General features: G+C 61.0%; 20 protein-coding genes and 1 pseudogene. 12 read left to right on the top strand and 9 right to left on the bottom strand.

Features of this window, described 5'->3' with window-relative positions:
• Positions 1–18: 18 nt before the first annotated feature.
• Positions 19–1,257, bottom strand: a complete 1,239-nt coding sequence (locus FHW37_RS05550) for a CaiB/BaiF CoA transferase family protein (protein WP_145633579.1) — start codon at positions 1,255–1,257, stop codon at positions 19–21.
• A 91-nt stretch (positions 1,258–1,348) separates the two neighbouring features.
• On the opposite strand from FHW37_RS05550, the gene FHW37_RS05545 reads away from it, so the two are divergent.
• Complete coding sequence (locus FHW37_RS05545) at positions 1,349–2,245, top strand: hydroxymethylglutaryl-CoA lyase (RefSeq protein ID WP_145633576.1); 897 nt, start codon at positions 1,349–1,351, stop codon at positions 2,243–2,245.
• 87 nt (positions 2,246–2,332) lie between these two features.
• Here the strand turns inward: FHW37_RS05545 and FHW37_RS05540 are convergent, their stop codons facing one another.
• Positions 2,333–3,496, bottom strand: coding sequence for an ROK family transcriptional regulator (locus FHW37_RS05540; protein WP_186458154.1), 1,164 nt, complete (start codon positions 3,494–3,496; stop codon positions 2,333–2,335).
• A 185-nt stretch (positions 3,497–3,681) separates the two neighbouring features.
• Between FHW37_RS05540 and FHW37_RS05535 the strand changes: the two genes are divergently transcribed.
• The 6 genes from FHW37_RS05535 (at position 3,682) to FHW37_RS34005 (ending at position 12,134) form a co-directional block, all read left to right on the top strand.
• Complete coding sequence (locus tag FHW37_RS05535; protein WP_145633570.1) at positions 3,682–7,266, top strand: tandem-95 repeat protein; 3,585 nt, start codon at positions 3,682–3,684, stop codon at positions 7,264–7,266.
• A gap of 122 nt (positions 7,267–7,388) precedes the next feature.
• Positions 7,389–9,116 carry a type I secretion system permease/ATPase gene (locus FHW37_RS05530; RefSeq protein ID WP_145633567.1) on the top strand — a complete coding sequence of 576 codons (1,728 nt, stop codon included), beginning with the start codon at positions 7,389–7,391 and terminating at the stop codon, positions 9,114–9,116.
• Positions 9,117–9,124: 8 nt separating this feature from the next.
• Positions 9,125–10,108 carry a calcium-binding protein gene (locus tag FHW37_RS34425; protein WP_281407235.1) on the top strand — a complete coding sequence of 328 codons (984 nt, stop codon included), beginning with the start codon at positions 9,125–9,127 and terminating at the stop codon, positions 10,106–10,108.
• 64 nt (positions 10,109–10,172) lie between these two features.
• Complete coding sequence (locus FHW37_RS05520; RefSeq protein ID WP_145633564.1) at positions 10,173–11,492, top strand: HlyD family type I secretion periplasmic adaptor subunit; 1,320 nt, start codon at positions 10,173–10,175, stop codon at positions 11,490–11,492.
• A 61-nt stretch (positions 11,493–11,553) separates the two neighbouring features.
• Positions 11,554–11,754 (top strand): type II toxin-antitoxin system VapB family antitoxin, encoded by a 201-nt coding sequence (locus tag FHW37_RS05515; RefSeq protein WP_145633562.1) that lies wholly within the window; start codon positions 11,554–11,556, stop codon positions 11,752–11,754.
• Entirely contained in the window at positions 11,751–12,134 is a 384-nt protein-coding gene (locus FHW37_RS34005) for a type II toxin-antitoxin system VapC family toxin (RefSeq protein ID WP_145633559.1), read from the top strand. The genes FHW37_RS05515 and FHW37_RS34005 overlap by 4 nt, the downstream gene beginning before the upstream one ends.
• Before the next feature lie 62 nt (positions 12,135–12,196).
• On the opposite strand, the gene FHW37_RS05505 is transcribed toward FHW37_RS34005, so the two are convergent.
• A complete protein-coding gene (locus tag FHW37_RS05505) occupies positions 12,197–13,132 on the bottom strand; it encodes a LysR family transcriptional regulator (protein WP_145633556.1) in 936 nt (311 codons plus the stop codon).
• A 211-nt stretch (positions 13,133–13,343) separates the two neighbouring features.
• Between FHW37_RS05505 and FHW37_RS05500 the strand changes: the two genes are divergently transcribed.
• The 5 genes and pseudogenes from FHW37_RS05500 to FHW37_RS05480 all read left to right on the top strand — a co-directional run bounded on the left by FHW37_RS05500 (position 13,344) and on the right by FHW37_RS05480 (position 18,595).
• Positions 13,344–14,468 (top strand): ABC transporter substrate-binding protein, encoded by a 1,125-nt coding sequence (locus FHW37_RS05500; RefSeq protein WP_145633553.1) that lies wholly within the window; start codon positions 13,344–13,346, stop codon positions 14,466–14,468.
• Complete coding sequence (locus tag FHW37_RS05495; RefSeq protein ID WP_246690673.1) at positions 14,465–15,574, top strand: FecCD family ABC transporter permease; 1,110 nt, start codon at positions 14,465–14,467, stop codon at positions 15,572–15,574. The genes FHW37_RS05500 and FHW37_RS05495 overlap by 4 nt, the downstream gene beginning before the upstream one ends.
• Complete coding sequence (locus FHW37_RS05490) at positions 15,571–16,359, top strand: ABC transporter ATP-binding protein (protein ID WP_246690672.1); 789 nt, start codon at positions 15,571–15,573, stop codon at positions 16,357–16,359. The genes FHW37_RS05495 and FHW37_RS05490 overlap by 4 nt, the downstream gene beginning before the upstream one ends.
• A gap of 169 nt (positions 16,360–16,528) precedes the next feature.
• Positions 16,529–17,194, top strand: a complete 666-nt coding sequence (locus FHW37_RS05485; RefSeq protein ID WP_145633550.1) for a response regulator — start codon at positions 16,529–16,531, stop codon at positions 17,192–17,194.
• Between the two features lies 1 nt (position 17,195).
• Positions 17,196–18,595: pseudogene (locus FHW37_RS05480) on the top strand (sensor histidine kinase).
• 111 nt (positions 18,596–18,706) lie between these two features.
• Here FHW37_RS05480 and FHW37_RS05475 read toward each other — a convergent pair.
• From FHW37_RS05475 to FHW37_RS05450, 6 genes are all read right to left on the bottom strand, one after another.
• The gene (locus FHW37_RS05475; RefSeq protein ID WP_145633548.1) at positions 18,707–19,585 is read right to left on the bottom strand and encodes an ABC transporter permease; all 879 of its coding nucleotides are present in this window, start codon (positions 19,583–19,585) and stop codon (positions 18,707–18,709) included.
• A gap of 18 nt (positions 19,586–19,603) precedes the next feature.
• Positions 19,604–20,422: an ABC transporter ATP-binding protein gene (locus FHW37_RS05470; RefSeq protein ID WP_145633545.1), complete on the bottom strand. Its 819-nt coding sequence runs from the start codon at positions 20,420–20,422 to the stop codon at positions 19,604–19,606.
• Positions 20,423–20,519: 97 nt separating this feature from the next.
• The gene (locus FHW37_RS05465) at positions 20,520–21,536 is read right to left on the bottom strand and encodes an ABC transporter substrate-binding protein (protein WP_145633542.1); all 1,017 of its coding nucleotides are present in this window, start codon (positions 21,534–21,536) and stop codon (positions 20,520–20,522) included.
• Positions 21,537–21,686: 150 nt separating this feature from the next.
• Entirely contained in the window at positions 21,687–22,448 is a 762-nt protein-coding gene (locus tag FHW37_RS05460; RefSeq protein ID WP_145633539.1) for an NUDIX domain-containing protein, read from the bottom strand.
• Between the two features lie 49 nt (positions 22,449–22,497).
• The gene (locus tag FHW37_RS05455; RefSeq protein WP_145633536.1) at positions 22,498–23,559 is read right to left on the bottom strand and encodes an ABC transporter ATP-binding protein; all 1,062 of its coding nucleotides are present in this window, start codon (positions 23,557–23,559) and stop codon (positions 22,498–22,500) included.
• The gene (locus FHW37_RS05450; RefSeq protein WP_186458152.1) at positions 23,552–25,324 is read right to left on the bottom strand and encodes an ABC transporter permease; all 1,773 of its coding nucleotides are present in this window, start codon (positions 25,322–25,324) and stop codon (positions 23,552–23,554) included. The genes FHW37_RS05455 and FHW37_RS05450 overlap by 8 nt, the downstream gene beginning before the upstream one ends.
• Positions 25,325–25,387 lie beyond the last annotated feature (63 nt).

Below are 25,387 nucleotides of genomic sequence, written 5' to 3'. Positions count from 1 at the left end.
TCTCCCTTTCGCGGAAGGTTAAGCCGCCTCCCGTCTCCTTTGACCGATAATGCCGCGCAGACGCAGATCCTGCTGCTGGCTTTCGCTGAGTTTGAGCAGCGAACCGAATATCTCGTCATTATGCTCGCCAAGCTGCGGACCACAACTGCTGACCCGGCCGGGCGTTTCGGAAAGTTTCGGGAATGTCGCCTGCATGCGCAACTCCCCGAACACCGGATGCGGCACCTTGACGATCGCCTCGCGCGCCTTGAAATGCGCGTCTTCCAGCATTTCCGGCGCCCTGTAGATATTGCCACAGGGCACACCGCTGTCGTCGAGAAGCTTTGCCAGATCGTCGGCATCCATCGTCTTTGTCCACTGCTCGACAATCCCGTCGAGTTCGGCCTGGTGAGCGCCGCGCGCCGAATGGGTGGCATAACGCGGGTCGGCGGCTAGGCCGGGTTGCCCCATGGCCTGCGCCAGCCGCTTAAAGACGCTGTCCTGGTTGGCAGCAATCAGAATGTAGCGATCGTCGCGGGTGAGATAGACATTGGAGGGCGCCACATTCGGCAGGATCGCACCGGTGCGTTCGCGGATATAACCGCCTGCATCATATTCCGTAACCAGCGATTCCATCATCGCCAGAACCGCCTCGTAAATGGCGCTGTCGACCACCTGACCGCGGCCGGTGCGCTTGACGGCATGCAGCGCCATCAGACCACCAATACAGGCAAAGGTCGCCGCCAGCGTATCGCCGATCGAAATGCCGGTGCGGCTCGGCGGCGTCGACGGATCGCCGACGACATAACGCAGCCCGCCCATCGCCTCGCCAACGGCGCCGAAGCCGGCCTTGGACGAATACGGGCCGGTCTGGCCGTAACCGGAAACACGGATCATCACCAGTTTCGGATTGATCTTCACCAGCTCATCATATCCGAGACCCCATTTCTCCATCGTGCCGGGGCGGAAGTTTTCAAGCAGGATATCGCTTTCGGCGACGAGCTTGCGGATAATGTCCTGACCTTCCGGCTCGCGGGCATTCACTTCGATGGATTTCTTGTTGCGGGCGATCACAGGCCACCAAAGCGACCGGCCATGCGGCTTTTCACGACCCCATTCGCGCATCGGGTCTCCCACACCCGGAGGCTCGATCTTGATAACTTCCGCACCGAAATCGCCGAGCAGCTGGCCGCAGAAGGGGCCCGCAAGCAACTGGCCCATCTCGATGACGCGGATGTCGGACAGGGGTCCAAACCCCGTCGCGGGCAGTGTTGCCATCTCTCTCTCCCAATTTGTCTGGACAACAATGCAAAAACTAATAACTTATTTGAGTTGTCAATCAAGATAATTTTTGCCGGGAGAAAATCAGGTGGGCGAATTTGTCGAAATCATCGAGGTCTCGCCACGTGACGGCCTGCAGAACGAAAAGGTTCTGGTGACGATCGAGGATAAGCTGAAACTGGTCGGGATGGCGGCCGCTGCGGGGATGAAGCGCATGGAGGTCGCAAGCTTCGTCAATCCCGCCCGCGTGCCGCAAATGGCCAATGCAGAGGAGGCGATTGCCGGCGCGCGCGAGATCGACGGCCTCACGGGCATCGGCCTTGTTCTCAATCCAAAGGGTTTCGAGCGGGCTTTGCAATGCGGCTGCGAGGAGATCAACGTCGTCATCGTCGCCAGCGAGACCTTCAGCCACAAGAACCAGGGCGCGACGATTGCACAGGGGATCGAGAACTGGCGGCAGATCGCCGATACCGCCCGCGCCAACGGCGTGCGCACCTCGCTCACCATCGCCGCCACCTTCGGCTGCCCGTTCGAAGGCGAGGTCTCGCCCAGAACCGTCGCCTCGATCGTCGAACAGGCCCTCGCCTCGCCACCCGACGAACTGGCCTTTGCCGACACGATCGGCTGCGGCGTGCCTTCGCAGGTCCGCACCATCTTCGCCGACGCACACTCGATCGCCGGTAACATTCCGCTGCGCATGCATTTTCACGATACCCGCAATACCGCGATCGCCAATGTCGTCACGGCCGTCGAACTGGGTGTCCGGCGCATCGATGCCAGCATCGGCGGAACCGGCGGCTGCCCGTTTGCGCCGGCAGCGACCGGCAATGTCGCCACGGAAGACGTCGTCTACACCCTGCACCGCATGGGCTTGGAAACAGGGATCGATATTGATGCAGTGATTGAAGCCACAAAATGGCTGGAGTCAGTGCTTGGCCATCCTCTCCCGGGAGCGGTGAGCAGAGCGGGATCGTTTCCGGGATAAGGACGACCTCGTCACCATGAAGCCCTGACCGACGGAAAACCGGCACCGCGCTATCGAACTGACACCAGACGGTGTCGCCGCCCCGGATCACTCACCGGCGGACGAACGCCGACCGTTCGAATAATTGTTGTGACCGTTTTCGATGGAGCCCGGAAAATAGCGGGCAAAGAACGGCACGCAGGCCGCTCCAACGGCACCGCCGTCCGCGCCGAGTTTCGAGGCCATCACCGGCGCAACCTTAAGGCCTCTAGATGGTCCCGGGAGGGTTTTCCACGCGATCCGCGCCGTCAACCGCTGCATCAGGTCACTGGGCAACCTGCCGCCGATAACGATGACATTCGGATCGAAGAAGCCGGTCGCGATCCGCACCGCCTGTTCCAGCTGGCCGGCTGCCCGCTCGATCCATGCGGACACGACCGGTTCAGCATCCGCAGGCACATTCGCAAGATCGGCGACGTCATCAAGCACCATGCCGTGTTTGGCGAGTTCGTTGACCAGATCCGTCCCGGTCGGGCGCGGCTCTCCATAGGGAAACAGAACGCCGGTGACGCAGGAATTACCGTGAGCACCGCGATAAAGCCGTCCGTTCAGCATCACTCCGCCATTAAATCCGTGCCCGAGATGGTAAAGAAAGAAGATCTCGTGGCGATGGCCCTCGGCAAAGTAATATTCGCCCAGCGCCGCACAGGCGCCGTCGTTCTCGATCGTCATCTCGAGTCCCATGATCTTTCCGAACACGGCATCGAGATCGACATTGTCGTATTCGGAAAACAGGGCGTTCGGCAGCACAGTGCCGTGATGGTCGGAGAAATTGGCGGGTACGGAAATCCCGGCGCCAATCACGTCGTCCTTCGAGATCCGTGCTTCGCCCAGCATCCGTTCAAGAAGCTGGTTGGCGCATTCGGCTGCCGCTTCCGGCGATGAGCGCTTCAGCCCCTCGCGCCTGACGGAAACGACCTTGCCGGAAAGGTCGATAATGGCGACATCGATCGTGTTGAGAGCAAAATTGATGCCCGCGGAAAATACCTTTCCCGGCGCGATCGCAATCGGCCGTCGCGGCTGGCCCATCGCGCCCAGCCTTTCGACCTCGTCCTCGATCAGGCCGATCTCCATCAGTCGCGCCGCAATACGTGTCGCGCTCGAGCCGGTCAGTTCGAGCTGCTCGGAAATCTCGCTTCTGGAAATCGATTTCTGCCGGAAAATCAATTCGATGAAGCGGCGCTCATTATACGACAGGCTGACGTTTTTCATTCCGGATCCCATGCGAGAATGCCAGAACTGGTAGACGCGCAAATTAAATTGCACAATGCAATTAAGTTGTCATAAACCACCTTTATAGCGTTGCGGGACAGGTTCGGCGGTCTCATGAGGAGGTGTGCGAACCGGTCTGATCAAATTCATATTGGTTCTCGGATCGTATCCGTGGGGGTATTTTTATGACAAACTCACCCGTCTACAGCGGCGCGTTCAATTTCGCCTTCGTGTCTTTCAACCAGGGCCAGATTGACGCCGGCAATATCACCGCCAACCAGATCGGCGGCTCCAATCAGGACAATAACGTCCTCGTCACGCTCGAAGGCCATTCGGAATTCTTCGCGCTCGATCATGGCCGCATCGGCGATTCCAATCGCGGCGACTATCATGTGCGCGCTGGCGGTGCGACGAACGATTTCACCCGCGGCGTTTTCATCGCCTCGGTCGCCCAGAACGGCGTCGACTGGGGATTTGACGACGGCATCGAATATGGTGCGGCTGCGATCGGCATCCGCAGCGACAATTCTGTCTTCGTTTCCGTCAACAACTCGCTCGGCAACGAATACAACACCAACGTCTCGGTCGCGAATTTCGACTTCGAGCGTTACATCGGCGCCTGGGTCCGCGATAACGGCCACCAGATCACCACGGCCGGCCAGGGTTCGAGCCGCATCCATACCCAGCGCAACAACGACGCCTCCTACACGATCAAGATCGATGGCGTGAACAGCCTCACCGACGGCGTTCTTCTGATCACCGGCGCCGAAAACCGCGCCCAGTACGGTGCTGCCCGCCCGCTCGCCGATGGCAGCGGCTGGGTCATCGACGTACATGACAACGTTGCCGATGGTTATGCCAATACCGGCTATGAATACGGCTTCACCTTCATCCCGAAGGGCGATGCCTACACCACCTTCGGCCGCGTTCTGAGCGACGGCTCCTCCTCCGTTTCGAACGGCAATTACACGATCAACAAGATCGGCGTCGGCGAATATGAGCTTTATATCGATGGCAAGACGCCGAAGGACGGTGCGCTCCTCGTCACCTCGGAAGGCCTCGACGGCGCCAATATCGACAATGTCGTTTCCTACCAACCGATGGCCAATGGCAAGGGCTGGATCGTCCAGACCCGCGATTTCCCGTCGGGCCAGCTGGAAGATGCCGGACTGCATGTCGTTCCGGATGGTCTGGAGCACATGAACGATGCGGTCGATCCGCATTATGTCGGCGCCTCGGTCGACGCCATCATCGCCTCTTACGAAGACGCCAAGGACGGCAATTCGCTGATCGCCGCCCATCGCATGGGGTATTGGGAAAACAACACCCGCATCCTCGCCGAGAACTCGCTGTCTTCCGTCGAACGCTCGATCAGCCTCGGCGTCGATATTCTCGAAACCGATCTGATGCGCACCAAGGACGGCCATTACGTGCTGATGCATGACGGCTCGATCAACCGCACCACGACCGGCAGCGGCAACGTTTCCGACCTGACGCTGGAGCAGCTGCGCACCTATAACCTGAAGATCGAGGGTTCGAACGTCGTAACCGACGAGAAGATCCCGACCGTCGAGGAACTGTTCGCCGCCATCAAGGGCAAGGCGATGGTCAATCTCGACAAGGTCGCCGTCTCGGATTTCGCAGCGGTTTCGGCACTTGCCGAAAAGGCCGGCGTCGCCAACCAGGTGATCTTCAAGGCCGCGATCAACAACGAGGGCGACATTGCCACGATCAAGGCGGCACTCGCCGCTTCGGCACCCGGCGTGCATTTCATGCCGATCATGTATCCCGGCATCTCCCCGACGCTGGTCGCAAAAGCCTTTGCCGAACTGCATCCCGATGCGGTCGAGATCAACGTCAATCCGAACTCGCATGGCTGGGTCACAGATCCGGGTCCGTTCTTCACCGACCAGATGAAGGCCGTCTTCGACCAGTATGACGTGCGTTATTTCATCAACACGCTGTTTGCCGGCCAGGACAATGCCGACGGCTCGATGAGCGGCGGCCGCGGTGATTTCGTGGCCCTCGGCCGTCCGGATCTCGTCTTCGGTTACTGGGCGGACCAGGGCGTATCGATCTTCCAGACCGACGAATTGCGCATCGCCGCCAACTATCTCAACACCTACGGTTACCGCATTCCGCTGACCGACGGTGACGACGGCGATCACAACCTCATCCAGGGTACGGACGGCGACGATGTGCTGACTGGCGGCAGCGGCTCCGACGTCGTTCTTGGCGGTCTCGGAAACGATACGATCGATGGCGGTGCCGGCGATGACACGCTGATCGGGAACGAAGGCAATGACACGATCAAGGGCGGCGATGGCGACGACCTGATCGACGGCGGCGAAGGCAATGATACGCTGATCGGCGGCAACGGCTCCGACCGTTACATCTACAGCACCGGCTCCGGTTCCGACGTGATCATCGAGGGCGCCGGCAAGACGGGGGACCGCGACCAGCTCTTCCTCGACGACGCGGCGCGCGGCGATGTCGTGTTCCATCGCAACGGTTCGGACATCGAGATCCAGATCGGCAGCGAGACGATCACCCTGAAGGACCAGCTTGCCGGTGGTGGTGTCGAAGTCATCTCCTTTGCCGACGGCACGGTTCTGGTCGGCGACCAGATCTCTGGCGCCGTCGTCAACCGCGGTCCCGTCGTCACCACGCCGGCGCTTGCCGTCGGCAACGAGGACACGCAGATCATCGGCCAGATCGTCGCTTCCGATGCCGACAAGGACACGCTCGCCTTTGCCATCAAGGACGGCTTCGGTCCGGCTCATGGCGCAATCTCGCTGGATGCCGCTACCGGCGCCTGGACCTATGACCCGACCGCGAATTACAACGGTGCCGACCATTTTACGGTGGTCGTCTCCGACGGCCATGGCGGCCTCGTCGAGCAGGTCATCGATATCAGCGTCACCCCGGTCAATGACGGACCTGTGGCTGTCAACGACACCGGCTCGGTAATGGAGAATGAGACCAAGGTCTTCGATCTGGTCGCCAACGATACCGATATCGATGGCAACGCTCTGTCGCTGTCCGGTTTCACGGTCGAAGGTGTCGATGGCGTCGCGCTCTCCGCCGAAGCCGCCAAGGCTGCCTTCTCGATCGTCGATGGCAAGCTCACCTTCACACCCGGCAGCCTGTTTGCCGGTCTCAATGATGGCGATACGGCAACCCTGACGCTCTCCTATACCGTCAGTGACGGCACGGCGAGCGATACCGGCAGCTTCACGCTAACGGTCAATGGCGAAGGCAAGCCGCAGAACGTCATCATCGGCGACGAAGGTTCGAATATCCTGATGGGGACCGACCAGGACGACGCCATCACCGCCTATGGCGGCGGTGATTATGCCTTCGGCCGTGACGGCGCAGACGTCATCGACGGCGGCGACGGCAATGACTACCTCTTCGGGGGAAACGGCGCCGACGTCATCAATGGCGGCGTTGGTAACGACACGCTGTTCGGCGATGCCGGTGACGACGTGCTGATCGGTGACAAGGGCAATGACCGGATGACCGGCGGTGCTGGCAACGACAGCTTCGTCTTCCGCTCCGGTTTCGGCCATGACACGATCCTGGATTTCGGCGGCGGCGACATCGTCGATATCTCGAAGGCGGATTTTGCCGACTTCGCAGAGCTCTCCGAACATCTTGCCGATACGGCGCTCGGCACGGTTCTGACCCTCGACGACCACTCGACGCTAACCTTCGCCAATGTCGACAAGGCGCACCTCACCGCGGACCAGTTTCACTTCGCGGCCTGATCTCCGGCTTGATCACGCTGACACAGTCCCGCGCCATGATGGCGCGGGACATGCCCTTAGGTGGTTTCCGCCTTCGGCAAATATCCCCTCAACCGTCGTTTTAAAGAGTAGCGGCTGTCGTGATGCGCAAGAACAAATCAGGGTCCGAAATCGCCGATGCACTCAGCGCCTTCCGGGGTGCATTCATCGGCATCGGGGTCTTCAGCGGCTTCATCAATATCCTCGCCTTGTCCGGTTCGCTGTTCATGATGGAGGTCTATGACCGCGTCATTCCGAGCGGCAGCCTGCCGACGCTGGCGGGCCTCTTCGCACTCGTTGCGATCCTCTATTTCTTCCAGGGCGCGCTGGAACTGATGCGCACGCGGCTCTTGACTCGGATCGGCGCCAGCCTCGATCAGACGCTCGGTTCGCGCGTCTTCGATGCCGTCATCGGCCTGCAGCTGAAGGCGCCGCGCGCAGCCGAGAATAGCCAGCCGCTGCGCGATCTCGATACGATCCGTGGTTTTCTATCGAGCTCGGGACCGGGCGCCTTCTTCGATCTTCCCTGGCTGCCCTTCTATCTCGGCATCTGTTTTCTGTTCCACCAGCTGCTCGGCATGGCCGTTCTCTGCGGCGTCATCTTCCTGGTCTTTTTGACGCTTCTGACCGAAATCATGTCGCGTCTCCCGACCCAGGAGACGGCACGTCAGAGCGTTGCCCGCAGTCGCATTCTCGAGATGAGCCGCCGCAATGCCGAAGCGCTGGTCGCCATGGGCATGACCGGCCGGGTCAGGCAGCGCTGGCAGGAGGTTAGCCGCCGTCATATCGAGGCACAGCAATCGACCAGCGACACGTCCGGCGGTTTTGGTGGTCTTGGCCGGGTGTTTCGCATGCTCCTGCAATCCGCCGTCCTTGCCGTCGGCGCCTATCTGGTGATCGGCCAGGAAACCACGTCGGGCGTCATCATCGCCGGCTCGATCCTTTCGGCCCGCGCGCTGGCGCCGATCGATCTGGCGATCTCCAACTGGAAGGGTTTTTCCGCTGCACGGCAGGCAAAGCAGCGGCTGGACAAGCTGCTGGTCCTCCTGCCCGAGCAGGATCCGCCCATGCCACTTCCGAAACCGCAATTCGAGGTCGCCGTGCAGAACCTCGCAGCGACGCCGCCGGATGTGCAGCGGGTCGTGGTGCAGGATGTCAGCTTCGTGCTGAAGCCGGGAAGCGGCCTTGGCGTCATCGGCCCCAGCGCATCGGGAAAATCCTCGCTCGCCCGCCTTCTCGTCGGGATTTGGAGCCCGCAGCGCGGAACGATCGCAATCGACGGCGCACCCCTGAACCTCTGGTCTCCGGAAGCGCTCGGCGCGCATATCGGCTACCTGCCCCAGAATGTCGAACTCCTGGACGGCACGGTCGGCGAAAACATCTGCCGTTTCGATCCGACCGCCACGCCGGAAAAAATCATCGCCGCCGCGAGAGCCGCCTCGATCCACGAGCTCATCCTCGGCCTGCCGCAGGGTTACGACACACCCGTCGGCGAACAGGGCGAAAGCCTCTCTTCCGGCCAGAAGCAGCGGCTGGCACTGGCGCGCGCCCTGTTCGGTGATCCCTTTCTCGTCGTGCTCGACGAGCCCAATTCCAACCTTGATGGTGAAGGCGAGGCAGCTCTCACCCAGGCCATGATCGGAGTACGTCAGCGCGGCGGGATCGTCATTGTCGTCGCACACCGACCAAGCGCGCTGGCAGCGGTTGACCTCATCCTCGCGATGGCTGGCGGCCGTCAGCAGGCCTTTGGTCCGAAGGATGAAGTTCTCGCAAAAGTCCTGCAGCCCAATCCAGCCCTCAAGATCATTTCCAAACCGGCAGCTGCATCATGAGAAACCCCATGAAATTCCAGGCCCGCGATACGGGTGGCACAATACGCCGTGATACGATGATCGGCACCGCCGTGATGCTCCTGATCGAAAGCGGCCTGATCGGCACCGCCGCGGCCATGGACGGCATCAGCGCCGATGCGACCGAACCGGAACAGCATGCCGGCGGCGAGGCTGCCAGAAAGGCAGCGAGACCCATTTCGAGCTCGAAGCCGCTCCCCGACTCCCATGTCGGCACCGACAATCATCTCCATCCGGTGCCGCCGGAACATCCCAATGACACGGTCGACCAGTCTCCGGTGGATTTCGGTCGGATCGGCGTCGATGGCCTGCATCATCCGCGCGAACTCGGCGATGGGCCTTTCATGCATGGCACGGGCCATCCGAGGTTCGGCCACAGTGGGGCGGATTTCGGCGCCGGGCGGATCTTCCCGCATCATGGCCACGAAGCCAGTGGCGCCGATATCTCTCAATCGGCGGAACAAACGGCCAGCACGCCGGAAGACCCCGCGACCGATCCCGATCCGAACCAGGAGGCCAATGTCCGCCTCGGCACCGACCAAAAAGACACGATCGAGGGCGGAGAGGACAATGACTACATTTTCGGACGCGACGGCAACGACCTTCTATTCGGCCGCGGCGGCAATGACCGGCTGATGGGCGGGCGCGGCGACGACATCCTTTCCGGTGGCAACGGTGACGATTTTCTCGTCGGCGACAAAGGCAATGACGAGATGACTGGCGGCGCCGGCGCCGACACGTTTCTGTTCCGCGCCGGCTACGGCCATGACACGGTGATGGATTTCAAGGCCGGCGGCGATCGCGACATCATCGAAGTGGCAAAAAGCGAGTTCGCGGATTTTGCGGCGCTGTCCCACAGTCTGACCCCAACGGATCTTGGCACGGTGCTGACGCTGCATGACGGATCGACTCTGACGCTTAGCCACGTCCCTCTCTCCAGCCTCTCGGCCAGCGATTTCCGCTTCGAAGTCTGATCCACATGCCGATCGCAACGGTCGGCACCTTCCCTGAAAACGATCTTTTGTCTGGTGTAGCGACATGCAGGAAGTGAAAGAAAACGATCCGCGCTCGATCCGCAAATCGATCCGCAGACATTTGACGATCGGTGTTGCGCTGATCCTGCTGCTCAATTGCGGCATCGGCGGCTGGGCTGCCGCGACCGACATTGCTGGCGCGCTGATCTCGCCCGGCATGGTCGTTTCGGCCAGTTACGCCAAGAAGGTGCAGCATCCGAGTGGCGGTGTCGTCAGCCATATCCTTGTACAGAACGATGCGCGGGTGAAGACCGGCGACCTCCTGATCCGGCTGGACGATACGGTGTTGAAGGCAAACCTCGCCGTCGTCACCAAGGGCCTGGACCAGCTGCGTGGCAGGAAGGCCCGCTTGCAGGCGGAGCGTGATCGTAGCGACACGATCGAATTTACGCCCGAGCTCGTTGCCCGCATGGAGGAGAGTGCGGTCAAGGAGATCACCCGCGCCGAGAGCCGCCTTTTTGCCGTCCGCAAGGCGGCCCGCGATGGTCAGCGCAGCCAGCTGCGCGAGCGCATCGGCCAACTCAACGAACAGATCAACGGCCTCCTGGCGCAACAAAACGCCAAGGACGAGGAAGGCCTGCTGATTGCCAAGGAAGCGGATAACGCCCGCAGGCTGTGGGATCAGAAGATCATCGAATTCAACCGGCTGAACACGCTGGAACGCGATGTCGTCCGCACCCGTGGCGAACACGCACAGCTCTCCTCGGCGATTGCCGCGGCCAAGGTGAAGATCAGCGAGATCGAGCTGCAGATCATCCAGATCGATGAGGATCTGGCAAGCGAAGTGGCCGGCGAGATCCGCGAGATCGACGGCAAGATCGGCGAACTGGAGGAGCGCGAAATCGCCGAAGCCGACCAGCTGAAGCGCATCGATATCCGCGCGCCGCAGGATGGCTATGTGCATGAACTGACCGTCCACACCGTCGGCGGCGTCATCGCGCCGGGCGATGTTCTGATGCAGATAGTGCCGGTCGATGACCTGCTAGCGGTCGACGCGCGCATCAAGCCGCAGGATATCGACCAGATGCACCTGAGTCAGGGCGCCTCGCTGCGCTTCTCGGCCTTCAGCCAGAGAACGACACCGGAGATCAAGGGCATGGTCCAGAGCATATCGCCCGACGTCTCGACGGATACGCGCACCGGTGCGTCCTATTACAGCGTTCGTATCGCCATCTCCGGAGCGGAACTCGCCCGCCTCGGCAATGTCGCGATCGTGCCCGGCATGCCGGTCGAAGCCTTTATCCAGACAGGCGAGCGCAGCGCCGCTTCCTATCTGATCAAGCCTTTCTACGACCAGATGATGCGGGCGTTTAGGGAAAGCTGAGCGGGCGTAGAATTTGACACCAAATGGTGCTAAATATGTAGCCAGATTTTGGAGCCAGGATATGCGATCTACCATCAACCTTGACGATAGCCTCGTAGAACGCGCCAAGTCCCTGACGGGCACCAAGGAGACTGCTGCTCTTGTCCGGCAGGCACTGGAGACGCTTGTGCGGGTTGAATCAGGCAAACGGCTGATCGCCCTTGGTGGTTCAATGCCAGATGCCGAAGCAGCTCCTCGCCAACGAAGTGAAGTGGCCAAGTGATCCTTGTCGACAGCTCAATCTGGATCGACCACTTTCGACAAGGTAACGCGGAACTGCGCAAGATAATCGAGGACGACCGGCTGCTTTGCCACCCCTTCGTCATCGGCGAACTGGCTTTGGGAAGTCTGCGAGAGCGGGATGCCGTTATAGCGTTTCTCGCAGCTCAACGCGAAGCGGTAATCGCGACTCACGCAGAGGTAATGACGGTGATTGATCGCCACGCGATTTTCAGCATGGGGATTGGCTACACTGATGCACACCTGCTGACTTCGACGCTCCTTGACCGGCGAGCCAGCTTGTGGACGAGAGATAAACGTCTAGCAGCCGCAGCGCTAAAAGTTGGCGCGACGGTTCATCTATCTGCACAAATCCCTCACTAGAAGCGCCTTCCAACATCACAGCGCGCTTTAAAGCGGCCAGTCACGTGGCAGGCAACGAAGCCTCAGGCCAAACTGGAATCTTTTGCCGTGCCCACGCGAGCGACAATGCTCCCGATCATCTCCCGCAGCCAGACATGGGCAGGGTTAGTATCGACTCTTCTGTGCCAGCGCAGACAGGTATCGACCAAGGGTGATGCGAAAGGAAGCTGGCGGATCGACAGGCCGCCGTCCCCGGAGATGACCTCGGCAATCGGGCGGCGCATGACGACGAGAAGATCCTTCTGGCGAAGCTCGCTGGTATAACCCAGCAGCGGGACGGAATGCTGCACGGTTCGTTTCAGCCCCTGCTTTTCCAGCCAGGCATCGAGAAAGCTGGTGTCGTCACCTGTCGACGACAGCTGAAGATGCGGCGTCGACACAAGCTCTTCGACAGACATGACGCCATCGAGGCTGTTGCTGTGACCCGGATGCACGACCACGAACGGATCACTGCTGACCACCTGCGAACAGAAACGTTCCCGGCTCTCACCGGGTCGACCGATGAACAGATCCAGTTCGGAAGCATCCATCATGCCGTCGACGTCGATCGTGCCGCTTGGCCGGAGATGGATTGAGACGCCCGGCGCTGCCTGGCTCACGCCACTCAGTATCCTCGCTGTCAGCGCAATCGCGCTGCAATTGTCGAGGGCGACGCTGAAGCGATGGGTCGAGGTCGCCGGATCAAAGACATGTGATTGGAGACCAAGCTCAAGATAACCAAGCGCCTGCCGGATAGGTCCGGCCACTTGCTCCGCGCGCGCCGTCGGCAGCATGCCACGGGCCGAACGCACGAAGAGATCGTCACCCAAGGCATGCCGCAGCCTTGCCAGAGCATGGCTCGCAGCGGGCTGGCTCATGCCCATTCGCCGGGCAGCGGCCGCGACATTTCCCTCGCGGTAAACGGCGTCAAAAACTTTCAGCAAGTTGAGATCGATGCTGTTGATATTCGGAATATGCATGGGAGCCCGGCGACAGCGATGAATGAACAAAAGACATGTGAAATGGCGGATAAATTCATTTCATTCATATTCGTATAACGAGGTTTCAGTTCCTCGCCACAGTGATTTTGTGCAAGAGAAAAGATGATGAACCTGCTCATGTTTCTATGAACGGGTAACAGCCTGTCCACCCGCCTCTTTTCTGAATCTCGAAACACAGGAATATTTCCGGATGACGATCGTCACTCCTTTCGCGAAGGCCGCGCGCCTCATCGGCGTTGCCTCCTTCTTGCTCGCAATCCCTGCCATTTCGCAGGCCAAGGAGATCGTCGACGTTCTCGGACGCAAGGTCGAGGTGAAGGATCATGTCGAGCGTATTGTGCTGGGCGAAGGCCGCCTCAGCTATGCGGTCGCGATCCTGGACAAGGAAAATCCGTTCGAACGCATCGTCGGCTGGCAGAATGATCTGCGCAAGCTCGATCCCCACACGTTCGAAGCCTTCAAGGAAAAATTCCCGAAAGTTGCCGACATTCCGCTGATCGGCCAAGCCTCTGAAGTCAGCGTCAATGTCGAGACGATCCTGAACCTGAAGCCGGATCTCGTCGTCTTCAGCGTCGCCGGCGAAGGCCCGAAGGCCCACAGCCCGATCGCCGATACGCTGGCCAGCGCCGGCATTCCGGTCGTTTACGTCGATTTCCGCGTTGCGCCGATTGAGAACACGCCGAAGAGCATTTCGCTCCTGGGCGAAGCCATGGGGCGGGAAAAGGAAGCCAAGGCCTTCTCCGATTTCTACGGCAAGCATCTCGATGCGATCACGGATCGACTCAAGGATATGAAGGATGAGCAGAAGCCGACGGTCTTCGCCGAGCTTCTTGCCGGTGTCTGGCAGGCTCCGGGCCATACGACCGGAAACGGCGGCCTCGGCCAGTTCATCGCAACGGTCGGTGGGCGTAACATCGCAAGCTCCGTCGTCCCCGGCGCGATCGGCGATGTCGCCGTCGAATTCGTCCTCAAGGCCAATCCGGATATCTATGTCGTAACCGGCAACCGTGACCCGGGCCTGGCACTCGGCGCCGGCGTGCCCGAGGACAAGGCGCAGGCAAGCCTCGACAAGGTGCTCGCACGCCCGGAATTCAAGGAGCTGAAGGCCATCAAGGACCATAAGGCACATGGCCTTTGGCACGACTTCTACAATTCGCCCTACAACATCATCGCCATCGAAACCCTGGCAAAATGGATCCATCCTGACCTCTTCAAGGATCTCGACCCGGCCCGCACACAGCGCGAACTGGCAGAGACATTCCTGACCATTCCCACCGAGGGAACCTACTGGGTCGACCCGAGCGTCTCGCAGTGAAAAATAGTGTCGCCCTAAAGGCCGCGTCCACAGCACCCGCGCGTCATGCCGGTGTCCGTGGCGATGGTTTTGAACAGACGAAGGCCGCCTATCGCGGCCTTCTCGTCTGGCGAACGACCGTGATCGCGGTCCTTGTGGTGATGCTGATCGCCTCCTTTGTCTTCGACCTCACCACGGGTGTTTCCGGCATGAGCGTCGGCGATCTCGTGCACGGCATCCTCCATCCTTCCGACATGGCCGCAACGGACCGCGTGATCATCTGGAATGTCCGCCTGCCGTTTTCGATCATGGCGCTGCTGGTCGGTGCCTCTCTGGCGCTTGCGGGCGCAGAGATGCAGACCGTACTGAACAATCCGCTTGCCAGCCCCTTCACGCTTGGCGTCGCGTCCGCTGCGGCACTCGGGGCCTCGACGGTCATTGTTTTCCATATCTCCTTCGCCTGGATTTCCTACAACTGGCTGATCTCGGCGGCGGCATTCCTGTTCGCCTTCTGCTCCGTCCTGCTGCTCGATGCGCTATCGCGCCTGCGGGCCGCCAGCATGGAAACGATGGTATTGCTGGGCATCGCGCTCGTTTTCAGCTGCAATGCCATCGTTCTGCTGTTTCAGCTGGTCGCAACCGAAGATGTGCTGCAGCAGCTCGTCTTCTGGAGCGTCGGCAGCCTGGCCCGTGCCACATGGGATAAGGTGGCGATCCTTGCGGTAGCGCTCGTCATCGTTGTTCCGCTGTCATTCGGCTCCTCCAGCGCGCTGACAGCGCTGCGCATGGGCGAAGAGCGCGCGATCAGTTTCGGCATCGACGTCAAACGCCTGCGTTATTTCTCTCTCCTCAGGATCAGCGTGCTTTCGGCCATGGCCGTGGCCTTTGTCGGCACGATCGGCTTCATCGGGCTTGTCGGTCCACATATCGCGCGCCTTCTCGTCGGTGAGGACCAGCGCTTCACGCTGCCGGTCAGCACCCTAGTTGGTGCACTTCTTCTGTCGTTGTCCTCGATTGCCAGCAAAACCGTTTTGCCGGGCATGATCGTTCCCGTCGGCATCGTCACCGCGCTGGTGGGGGTTCCGGTCTTCGTGGCGCTGATATTCAAAGGCAGGCCAGGCCGATGAGCATGCATGATACCGGTCTCTTCGTTACCGATCTTTCCGTTTCCTACGGAAGAAAGAAAGTCATCTCCTCCCTGTCGCTCGGACCGATCGCGCCCGGCGAAGTGGTTGCCCTGCTTGGCCCGAATGCGGCCGGGAAATCGACGGTTCTGCGTGGGATTGCCGGTCTCGGGCGATCGACCGGCCGGGTATTTCTGGGCGGCAACGACCTGACGCGACTTTCGCTGCCGGAGCGTGCGAAACGCATTGCCTACATGCCTCAGTCCCAACCGCCCGCGATCGGCCTGCCGGTCATCGAAGCGGTGATGAGCGCGCGCAGCGCCTCAGTCGGCCGCAAGACGGCGATGGAAGAGGCTTTTGATGCCCTTGAGCGGCTGGGAATCGGGCATCTTGCGATGCAGCCCCTGTCGGAACTGTCGGGCGGGCAACGACAGATGATCGCGCTGACCCAGGCGATCGTGCGCCAGCCGGCCGTCCTTCTGCTCGACGAGCCGACAAGCGCGCTGGACCTTCGCCACCAGATCCATGTGATGGATTATTCCGTCGCCATGGCGCGTGAGCGCGGCACGATCGTGGTGGCTGTGCTGCACGATATCGGGCTCGCCCTGCGTTATGCCGACAGGATCGCCATTCTCCAGAATGGCCACCTTCAGGCATTCGGCAATCCGGAAGATATCGTCACCCAGCAGATGCTGGCCGAGGTCTACGGGATCGCGGGGCGGATCGAACGCTGCAGTCAGGGGCGGATCCAGATGATCGTCGATGGGCCATTTCACGCCACCCATTGAACCTGCCGCACTGGCAGGGCATTGGCGCCTATGCTATTTGTTCTTTCAAGGGCATGGAGCGCTATCGAGGCGACATATTGCCTGCTGAACAGAACGGCACATAGGCTCGATAATCCTTGTTCTATCGCGGATATCATCACCCCACTCAAACACGAGACCTCGCAAGATCATGCGGCTGCTGATCGTCGAGGACAATCACGAACTTGCCGATTGGCTCGCAAGAGCATTGCGGCAGGCGGGCTATAGCGTCGATACTGCCCATGACGGCGAAGAAGCGGAGCATCTGATAGCGCTTGCCGAATATGCGGCCGTTATCCTCGACCTCTCCATTCCGAAGATCGACGGCATGACGCTGCTCAAGCGCCTTCGCCGACGCGGCAGCAAGGCCCCGGTCATCATCCTTACCGCCAATGCGTCTCTCGATGGCCGTGTCGCAGGCCTTGATTCTGGCGCCGACGACTATCTTGCCAAGCCGTTCGAACTCGCCGAACTCGAAGCGAGACTGAGGGCCGTGATACGCCGCGGTCATGACCTTGCCACCCCATTCGTGGCCGTCGGTGACCTCACGCTCAACAGCGCGACGCGGCAATTTTCCCTGAACGGCGATCCGCTGCAACTGACGCCGCGCGAACATTCCGTCCTGGAATACCTCATTCTCAAGGCGGGCGTGACGGTGACCAAGTCGGCGCTGTCTGACAGCGTTTTCGGCTTCGATGCCGAGACGGACCCGAGTGCGATCGAGATCTATGTCCATCGCGTGCGCAAGAAGCTCGAAGGCACATCGGTGCAGATCGCGACCCTTCGTGGCCTTGGCTACATGCTGCGGGCAACCTGACATGCCCTTCCCGTCCTCGCTTCGCGCTGCGGCTCTGGGCATCAGACACAGTCTGCGGGCACAGCTGCTTGCCTGGGTGACCGCAACACTCGTCTGTGTCCTGTGCTTCAATCTCTATTTCAGCACTTCGCGCGCCAGAGAGACCGCCAATATCGTCACCGACAACATGCTGCTCGGATCGGCGCGGATGATCGCCGAGGCGGTCAGGGTCGATGCGGGTGGCAATATCGAGGTCGATATACCGCCGGCAGCGCTTGAAATGTTCGATACGGGCCAGGGAGATAACGTCTATTACCGGGTGATCACCGCCTGGGGCAGTCTGATCGCCGGTTATCCCGATCTGCCATCGCCAAGCATGGAGCAGATGGGCGAGAGCATGTCCTTTCGCGGCCGTAACCTCCGTGCCATGACGATCAACCATCCGCTGGTCGGTCTCGATACGGATGGCGGGATTAACGTCACCGTCGCGGCCACCAATAATGGTGCCCGAGCCATGCGGCATCGCCTTTTGTGGGCGGATTTCGAAAGCCAGCTGCTTCTGGTGGTGATGGCCGGCATCGTCACCCTGATCGGCCTGCGCGTGGGTCTTGCACCGGTGATGCGCCTGAGGGGTGCGGTTCTCGCCAGCCGCCGCGAACGGCTCGAGCCTTTCGATCCGGATATGGTGCAGACGGAAATCAAGCCGCTCGTCTTTGCGCTCAACGACTACATGCAGCGCATCGACGGCAGATGGCGTCGCAGCGGCGTTTCGTATCGAACGCCGCTCACCAGCTGCGCACGCCGCTGACACTTCTCGCCACCCAGGCAAGCTTCGCCGCCCGCGAGACGGATATCGAACGACGAACCGAGGCCCTGCAGGCTTTGACGCGTAGCACCCGCCAACTGTCGCGCCTTGCCGAGCAGCTCCTGACCCTGACGCGTGCAGAGCCGGGAAGCCGGGCGCCGCGGGCCGAACATATCGACATGGCGGAGACCGCGCGCAAGGTTCTGGAGGCGCATGCGGAAGAAGCCTTGCGCCGCGGCATCGATCTCGGTCTCGAAGCCGACAAGGGCGCAATCGTCGTCGGTGACGGCACGATGCTGCGCGAGATGGTGGTCAACCTCGTCGACAATGCGCTGCGCTACACGCCGACGCCGGGCGAAGTGACTGTCTCGGTCGTTTCGGTCGATGAGCAGGTTTGCGTGACCGTGCGCGATACTGGACCGGGCATTCCTGAAGGCGAGCGCGAGCATGTTTTCGAACGCTTCTACCGGGTGATCGGAACGCAGCAGGAGGGCAGCGGGCTCGGCCTTGCCATTGTTCGGGAAGTCGTCGTCGGTGCCGGAGGATCGATCACACTGGACAATGCCGAAGGCGGCGGGCTCATCGTGACGGTAAAGCTGCCGGCCGCGACCGGCTGATTGCAAAGAGAGCGCGGACAGGACCCGTTGCTGATCTCATCGGAAACATAGTCGCATACGAAAAAGGGGGCTTACGCCCCCTTTTTATTTGCTTTGGTGGAGAGTTCTATCTCAGTGCGTATCGAGGCTCTGCTGCGGGCGCCATTTGGCGAGACGGTTCTCGACCAGCGTCATGATGTATTCGGCAACCAGCGTGACGATCATCACGAGAACGATGGCGGCAAACATGCCGGCGGCATCGAACGTGCCCTTGGCGATCGAGATCAGCTGGCCGATGCCGAAGCGTGCACCGACGAATTCGCCAACGATCGCGCCGATGATGGCAAAGCCGAAGGACACGTGCAGGCTCGCAAAGATCCAGCTCATCGCCGACGGCACGATGACGGTGCGGGTGACCTGCCAGTCGGAAGCACCGAGGATACGGGCATTGGCGATCATATCGCGGTCGGCTTCGCGTACACCCTGGAAGGCGTTGGCGAACACCACGAAGAACACCATGATGAAGGCGAGCGCCACCTTGGAGGCAAGGCCGAGACCCATGATCATGATGAAGATCGGGGCAAGAACGACACGCGGGATCGAGTTGATCGCCTTGATATAGACGGAGAAGATGTCGGACAGCATCCGGTTGCGGCCAAGACCGATACCGACGACTACGCCGGCGATCGAACCGGTGAAGAAGCCGATCAGCGCTTCTTCCATCGTGATGCCGAGATTGTACCAGAGCGAGCCTTCGGTCGTGCCGTTGACCGCCCAGTCATAAAGGCGGTCGACGACCAGGCTGGGACTTGCGTAGAAGAACGGGTCGATCCAGTTCAACTGCGAGGAGATTTCCCACAGGCCAAGCGCGATGACCAGGATGGCGATCTGCCAGAACAGCACGACCTGCTTACGCCGCTTGATCGACCGCAGCGCCGCGGCCTCGATTTCAGTGTCGCTGGTGCCGGGGCGGAATCTGGCGGCAGCGGGTTCCATTGCGATATTTGCCATTGGATATCCTCCTCCTTATCACGCAGCTTCGCTGGCGCGGCGGTAGCTGGTCTCGACTTCCTGGCGGAGATCTTCCCAGATGGTCTTGCAGTAATCGATGAACTGCTGGTCGTAGCGGATTTCCGAAACGACGCGCGGACGCGGCAGTTCGACCTTGTAGACGGACTTGACGGTCGCAGGACCGGCGGTCAGCACATAGACCTTGTCGGCCAGAGCAACGGCCTCTTCCAGATCATGGGTGACGAAGACGACCGATGCCTGGCGCTCGGCCCAGAGTTTCAGCAGTTCTTCATGCATGACCGTGCGCGTCTGGACGTCGAGAGCCGAGAAAGGCTCGTCCATCAGCAGGATTTCCGGCTCGTTGATGAAGGTCTGGGCCAGTGCGACGCGCTTGCGCATGCCGCCCGACAGCTGGTGCGGATAGTGATGCAGGAACTTCGACAGGCCGACGCGCGCCAGCCAGTCCTTGGCCATGCGCTCCGCATCGGCCTTCGACTTGCCGCGGAAGAGCGGGCCGGCCATGACGTTGTCGATGACGTTTTTCCAGGGAAACAGCGCATCCTTCTGGAAGGCAAAGCCGACGCGCGGGTCGATACCGGAAACCGGGCCGCCCATGAGCCGCACTTCGCCGGCGCTCGGCCTGGCAAGGCCGGTCACGAGGTTGAGCGTCGTCGACTTGCCGCAGCCGGTCGGGCCGACGACGGCGACGAATTCGCCGCGTTCGACGGTCATGTTGAAATCACGCAGAGCCGTCAGGGTCTTGCCCGTCGGGGAGACGAAGCGGCGCGTCACGTTGATGAGTTCGATGGCCGGGGACCGGCCCTGATCCATGGGCATGGTTCGTCCTTTCGGCGTCAGTCTGGTGACGCGTCCAAAATCGATGGGGAGGGATTTTATGCGGCCGGCCGGCAGTGCCGCGCCGGCCGCGAAGGCATTACATGGCCTGCTTGACGAAATCCGTCGTGTAGGTCTTCGTCAGGTCAATCTGCTTGCCCTTGACGTTCTTGGAGAACTCGGACAGCACGGCGAGAACCGTCTTCGGACCGTCTTCCGGCATCACCCCATCGGCGGTGAACATGCCCTTACCGGCTTCAAGCGCCTTGATGTAACCTTCCTTATCACCGACATAGAAATCCTTCGGCATCTTGTCGGCGATTTCCGCCGCGGAATGCGTGTTGATGAACTTCAACGTCTTGACGAAAGCATTGGCCAGCTTCTGGACTTCCGGCTTGTGCGCGTCGACCCAGGCTGTTTCCATGTAGAGCGATGCGGCCGGATAGGTGCCACCGAGTGCCGCGCGGGTGGAATCGACCGTGCGAAGGTCGACGAGAACCGAGGCTTCGCCGGTCTTGACCATGCGCGAGATCGTCGGTTCGGTCGTCATGCCGGCCTGGATCTGATCCTGCTGCATGGCAGCGATGAAGGTGCCGCCGGCACCGACCGGAATGCTGACGACGTCGCCGCCCTTGAGACCAGCTTTCGAGGCCATGTAGAGCGACAGGAAGTTGGTCGAGGAGCCGAGGCCGGTGACGCCGAGGTTCTTGCCCTTCAGATCGGCAAAAGACTTGATTTCGGGATGCTTGGCCGAAACGAGCTCGACTTCGCCAGGCGCCTGGCTGAACTGCACGACGGATTCGATGAACTTGCCCTTGGCCTGCAGGTCCACACAGTGATCGTAGAAACCGACGACGCCCTGAACGGCGCCAGCGAGAAGCTGGTTTTCAGCGTCGACGCCAGCTGCTTCGTTCAGAAGCTCGACATCGATACCTTCATCCTTGAAATACCCGAGCGCTTCGGCAAGCTTGGCAGGCAGATAGATCTGCTTTTCATAACCGCCAACCATGATGGTGATCTTGTCGGCAGCATGCGACAGCGCGGTTGTAGACAGAATGCTCGCAAGAGCAATCGCGGAAATAGACAAAGCGCGTGCGACGCGACCGGTGGAATGCATGGGAAGTCCTCCTTGACCTCTCGCGATATCGCTGACGCGCCTCCAGCACGTCTCCTCCACGATATGCAGTCAAACCTCTATCATGCCAAGCTTTCAGTCAGCTTTCAGTGTTGCAAGCTTCAGTCTTGATCCAGAGGGCTGTGAAACACCTCAGGAATTTCGGGTCAGTCGAGCAAGAAGATCGCGGCAAACGACGGCTGAATTGTACTTGAAGCGATCACCGCCATCGAGAAGCTCCGCGAGTTTCGACGGCGTTACCAGCAGGCTTTCGATCAGCTCGCCATCCTCCAGGATCGGAATGAAACTTTCCGGCAAGAGGAGATCGTAGATCACGAGGCGCTCGCGATGGCGACCTTCGGAGGTCGTATAGTCGAGATCCAGTCTCTTGATTTCCCTCAGCCCCGCCAGTTCGACCGCCGTCAGCCCGGCCTCCTCGGCGCCTTCCATCGCCACCGTTTCGAGCAGGCTCATGCCATGCGGCTGGCCGCCTGCCACCATCGTGTCGAGATGCAGCGGCGATGCACGCCTGTCGGCGGCACGCCTTGCAAGCCAGATCTTCGACCCTTCTTCCGACTGCGCGATGCCGTTGATATGGACCTTGGTGCCCAACAGGCCGAAGACCCGAAGCAGGCTGCGGTCGACGGTCCCGATAACCGGGCCATCCCATTCGATCCGGATCGACATCGCCTCGGCACGGATCGGCGCGACCAGATCGCGAGCCGACAGAACGTCATGGGCAGAGGCAAACAGGCGCTCCATCTCAGCCTGAACGCCGGGCAGGACAAACCGCCCGTCGCCGCGGACGGAAGCGACCTCCGCCTCGTCAAGAAGCCGCGCGGTCGCGGCGCGGATTGCGCCGGCAGGGGTGCCGAAACCGTCGATGAAAACGGGAATGAAGTCTTCGGAATGCATGTCGGGTATCGATTGCCGTTTCTGTTGATAAAAGAGTGCGGCCGCCCCGTCAGGCGGGGAAGGCGGCGGCGTCCCGGCTCGAAAAGCCGAAGGCGAGAACCTCGCCGACCGAGCAACGGAAGGGAACGAGGATGGAGAACCGGCTTTCACCGACTTTCAGCGAAACGCGCCACTGCCGCCCTTCATACAGCGTGCTGACAACCGTGCCGGAAACGCGATTGTCGAGTTTCTCCCGCTCATCGCCAAAGCGCAGCGACGTCGGGTGAAGCATCAGGAGCACCGATTTTGCTTCTGCGAGCGGCTGCCCCTCCGCCATCGCACCAAAGCGGACGGCCTGGTCTCCGGCATTGCCGATAAAGCCGTCTTGATCTGGCCGCGGGTTTTCAAGCGTGAGCCGGATATCGTAACCGGCAAGCATAGCGACCCATTCCGATGACGGCGCTGAGAACAGCGTCTGCGGATCACCCTGCTGTTCGATCTGGCCCTTGCGCATGACGATCAGGCGGTCCGCGAATGAACTGGCTTCGAGTGGATCATGCGTCACGTAAAGCACCGTCGTCTCGACCTTGCGGAAGAGATCGGCAAATTCCAGGCGCATCTCGGTACGAAGTTGCACGTCGAGGTTCGACAGCGGCTCATCGAGAAGCAGGATGCGCGGGCTTGTCGCTAGAGCTCTTGCAATCGCCACGCGCTGCTGCTGGCCACCGGAAAGCTGCGAGGGCAGCCGGTCGCCAAGGGCTTCGATCCGCATCAGCCGCAAGAGGTCGGAAACCCTTTTCTCCCGATCGGCCCGGTTCAGATGCGCCAAGCCGTATCCGACGATATTGCCGACCCGCATATGCGGCCAGAGCGCGTAATCCTGAAACACCATATTGATGGAACGCCGATGCGTCGGAACCATGCGCCGCTCTGACGACATGACCTCGCCATCGATACGGATCTCGCCGGCATCCGGCGCGTCGAGGCCGGCGACGAGACGCAGCAATGTCGACTTTCCGCAGCCGGACGGGCCAACGATGCAGGCCACTTCACCGCGCGGCTGGCTGATGCTGAGATCTGCCAGAACGTTATTGCCACCGATGCGGCGGGTCAGGCCAGAAACCTCAAGCATGATTTTCTTCCCTGGTATTCGTGCGCGGCCGGCCAAAGGCGAGCGCCTGTGCCGAAACGGCCTTGAGTACGAGAATGATCGCCACCGTCACCCCACCGGCGACGAAGGTTGCGGCCGTCGAAACCCCGAACTCGCCCTGCTCGAAGGCGCGGTTGACATAGACGGGCAGGACACTGAGGCGTGGTGGCCGCAGAATGGAGTTGATCGCCAGATCGAACACAGCCGAGCCAAAGGCCGCAAGGGTCGCCGAGATCAGCGCAATGGCAGTGAGCGGAATGACGATGGTTGCCAGCCTGCGCAGCAAACCCGCACCGTTCATTGCCGCCGCATTCAGCATATTGGCGGGAAGCTGGGCGAAGGCACCGAGCATGATGCGAATGGCAAACGGGATCGCACCGGCCGTTCCGGCTAGGATCAGGATGGCCGGATGCCCGTAGAGACTGAGGCCGAGACCGTCGAGAAAAGGCGAATTCCAGATGAAGATATAACCGATCCCGAGAACCACGCCGGGAACCGCAAGGCTCAGCGTGCAGGTGAGATCGATCAGCCGGTTGAGGCCAAAATTCGAAAATGTCAGGACATAAGCGGCCATGAAGGCGGTGACCGCGGCGCAGGCCGCCGAGCCGGCCGCAATCGCTAGCGAATTGCCCAGTGCTTCGGCGAATCTGCTCGTGTCCTCGAAAACCGCCTGATAATTGGCAAGCGTCCAGCGCACCGAACCATCGGCCGCCATATTGCCGTCCGACAGAGAGACAACGAGGCTTGCGCCGAGCGGCACCAGCAGGGCGAGGCCCATGATCGCGACCGCATAAAGATCGGCGAGCCAGCCCAGGGCCGAGCGCGATGGTTCCGACTGGCGCGCTCGCGCCGTCAGGAAATCGAACCGCCGCCGGCGGATCAGGTGGAAATAGAGATAGACGGCCAGTAGCAGAAGAACAGTCACATAAAAGGCCAAGATACCGGCCTGATCGAAACGGATCGGCGACTGGTTGATCGCCACATAGATGGCATAGGTGAGCGTCGGAAAACGATAGGTCGTGGCAAGGGCTGCCGGAAGGCCGAAATCGCCGACGACATCGATGAAGATCAGCACGCAGCCTGACAAAACCGCCGGCATCAGCAGCGGCAGATGGACCGTGCGAAAGACCCGTGCCGGCGCGGCACCCGACAGGCTTGCGGCATGGCCGAGATCGTCGAGCCGCCATTGCAGGCCGGCGGATACTGCAAGATAGGCGAGCGGAAAGGCCTTCAGGCTCATCACGACAGCCAGACCGTAGGGATTGAAGACCGCATCGGTGACGAAGGACAGTCCGAGCCATTGATTGGCAATACCGGCGCGTCCCGCAAACAGCATCCAGCCTTGGGCGATGACGAAGGAGGGCAGGATCAGGATGAGCCAGGCGGAAAGATCGATCAGCCCGGCCGTCAGCATGCGGATACGGTGGCGCAGGAAGGCGAGGCTTGTGCCGATCGCCCCACCCAGAACCGCGGCAAACAGGCTGAGTTTCAGCGAGTTCATCAGGGCCTGCGCCCAGAGCGGCCGATTCAGGATATCGAACAGGCCGGCCGGTGTCGCCGTTCGTATGCCGGCCGTCAGGGCGCCGGGCATGAAGGCCTGCAGAAGCACGGCGCCGAGCGGCGCCAGGATCAGCACGACAAGGGCAATGACGACGAAACTGCCGAGAACGGTTTCCGCCTTCGGGCCGGCGAAAGACGCCGGGCGCTGCCGGGCGGGCGAGGCCGAGCGATCCGTGGCAATAGACATGTGAAGCTTCCGGAAAATCTGAAGAAGGCGGCGGGACGGTTTTGCGAAACGCCCCGCCGCATC

It is taken from the genome of Neorhizobium alkalisoli, assembly GCF_007829835.1.
Classification (GTDB): domain Bacteria; phylum Pseudomonadota; class Alphaproteobacteria; order Rhizobiales; family Rhizobiaceae; genus Neorhizobium.
Note: the sequence above shows the minus strand (reverse complement) of the source record. Positions and strands in the feature narration are given on the sequence as shown.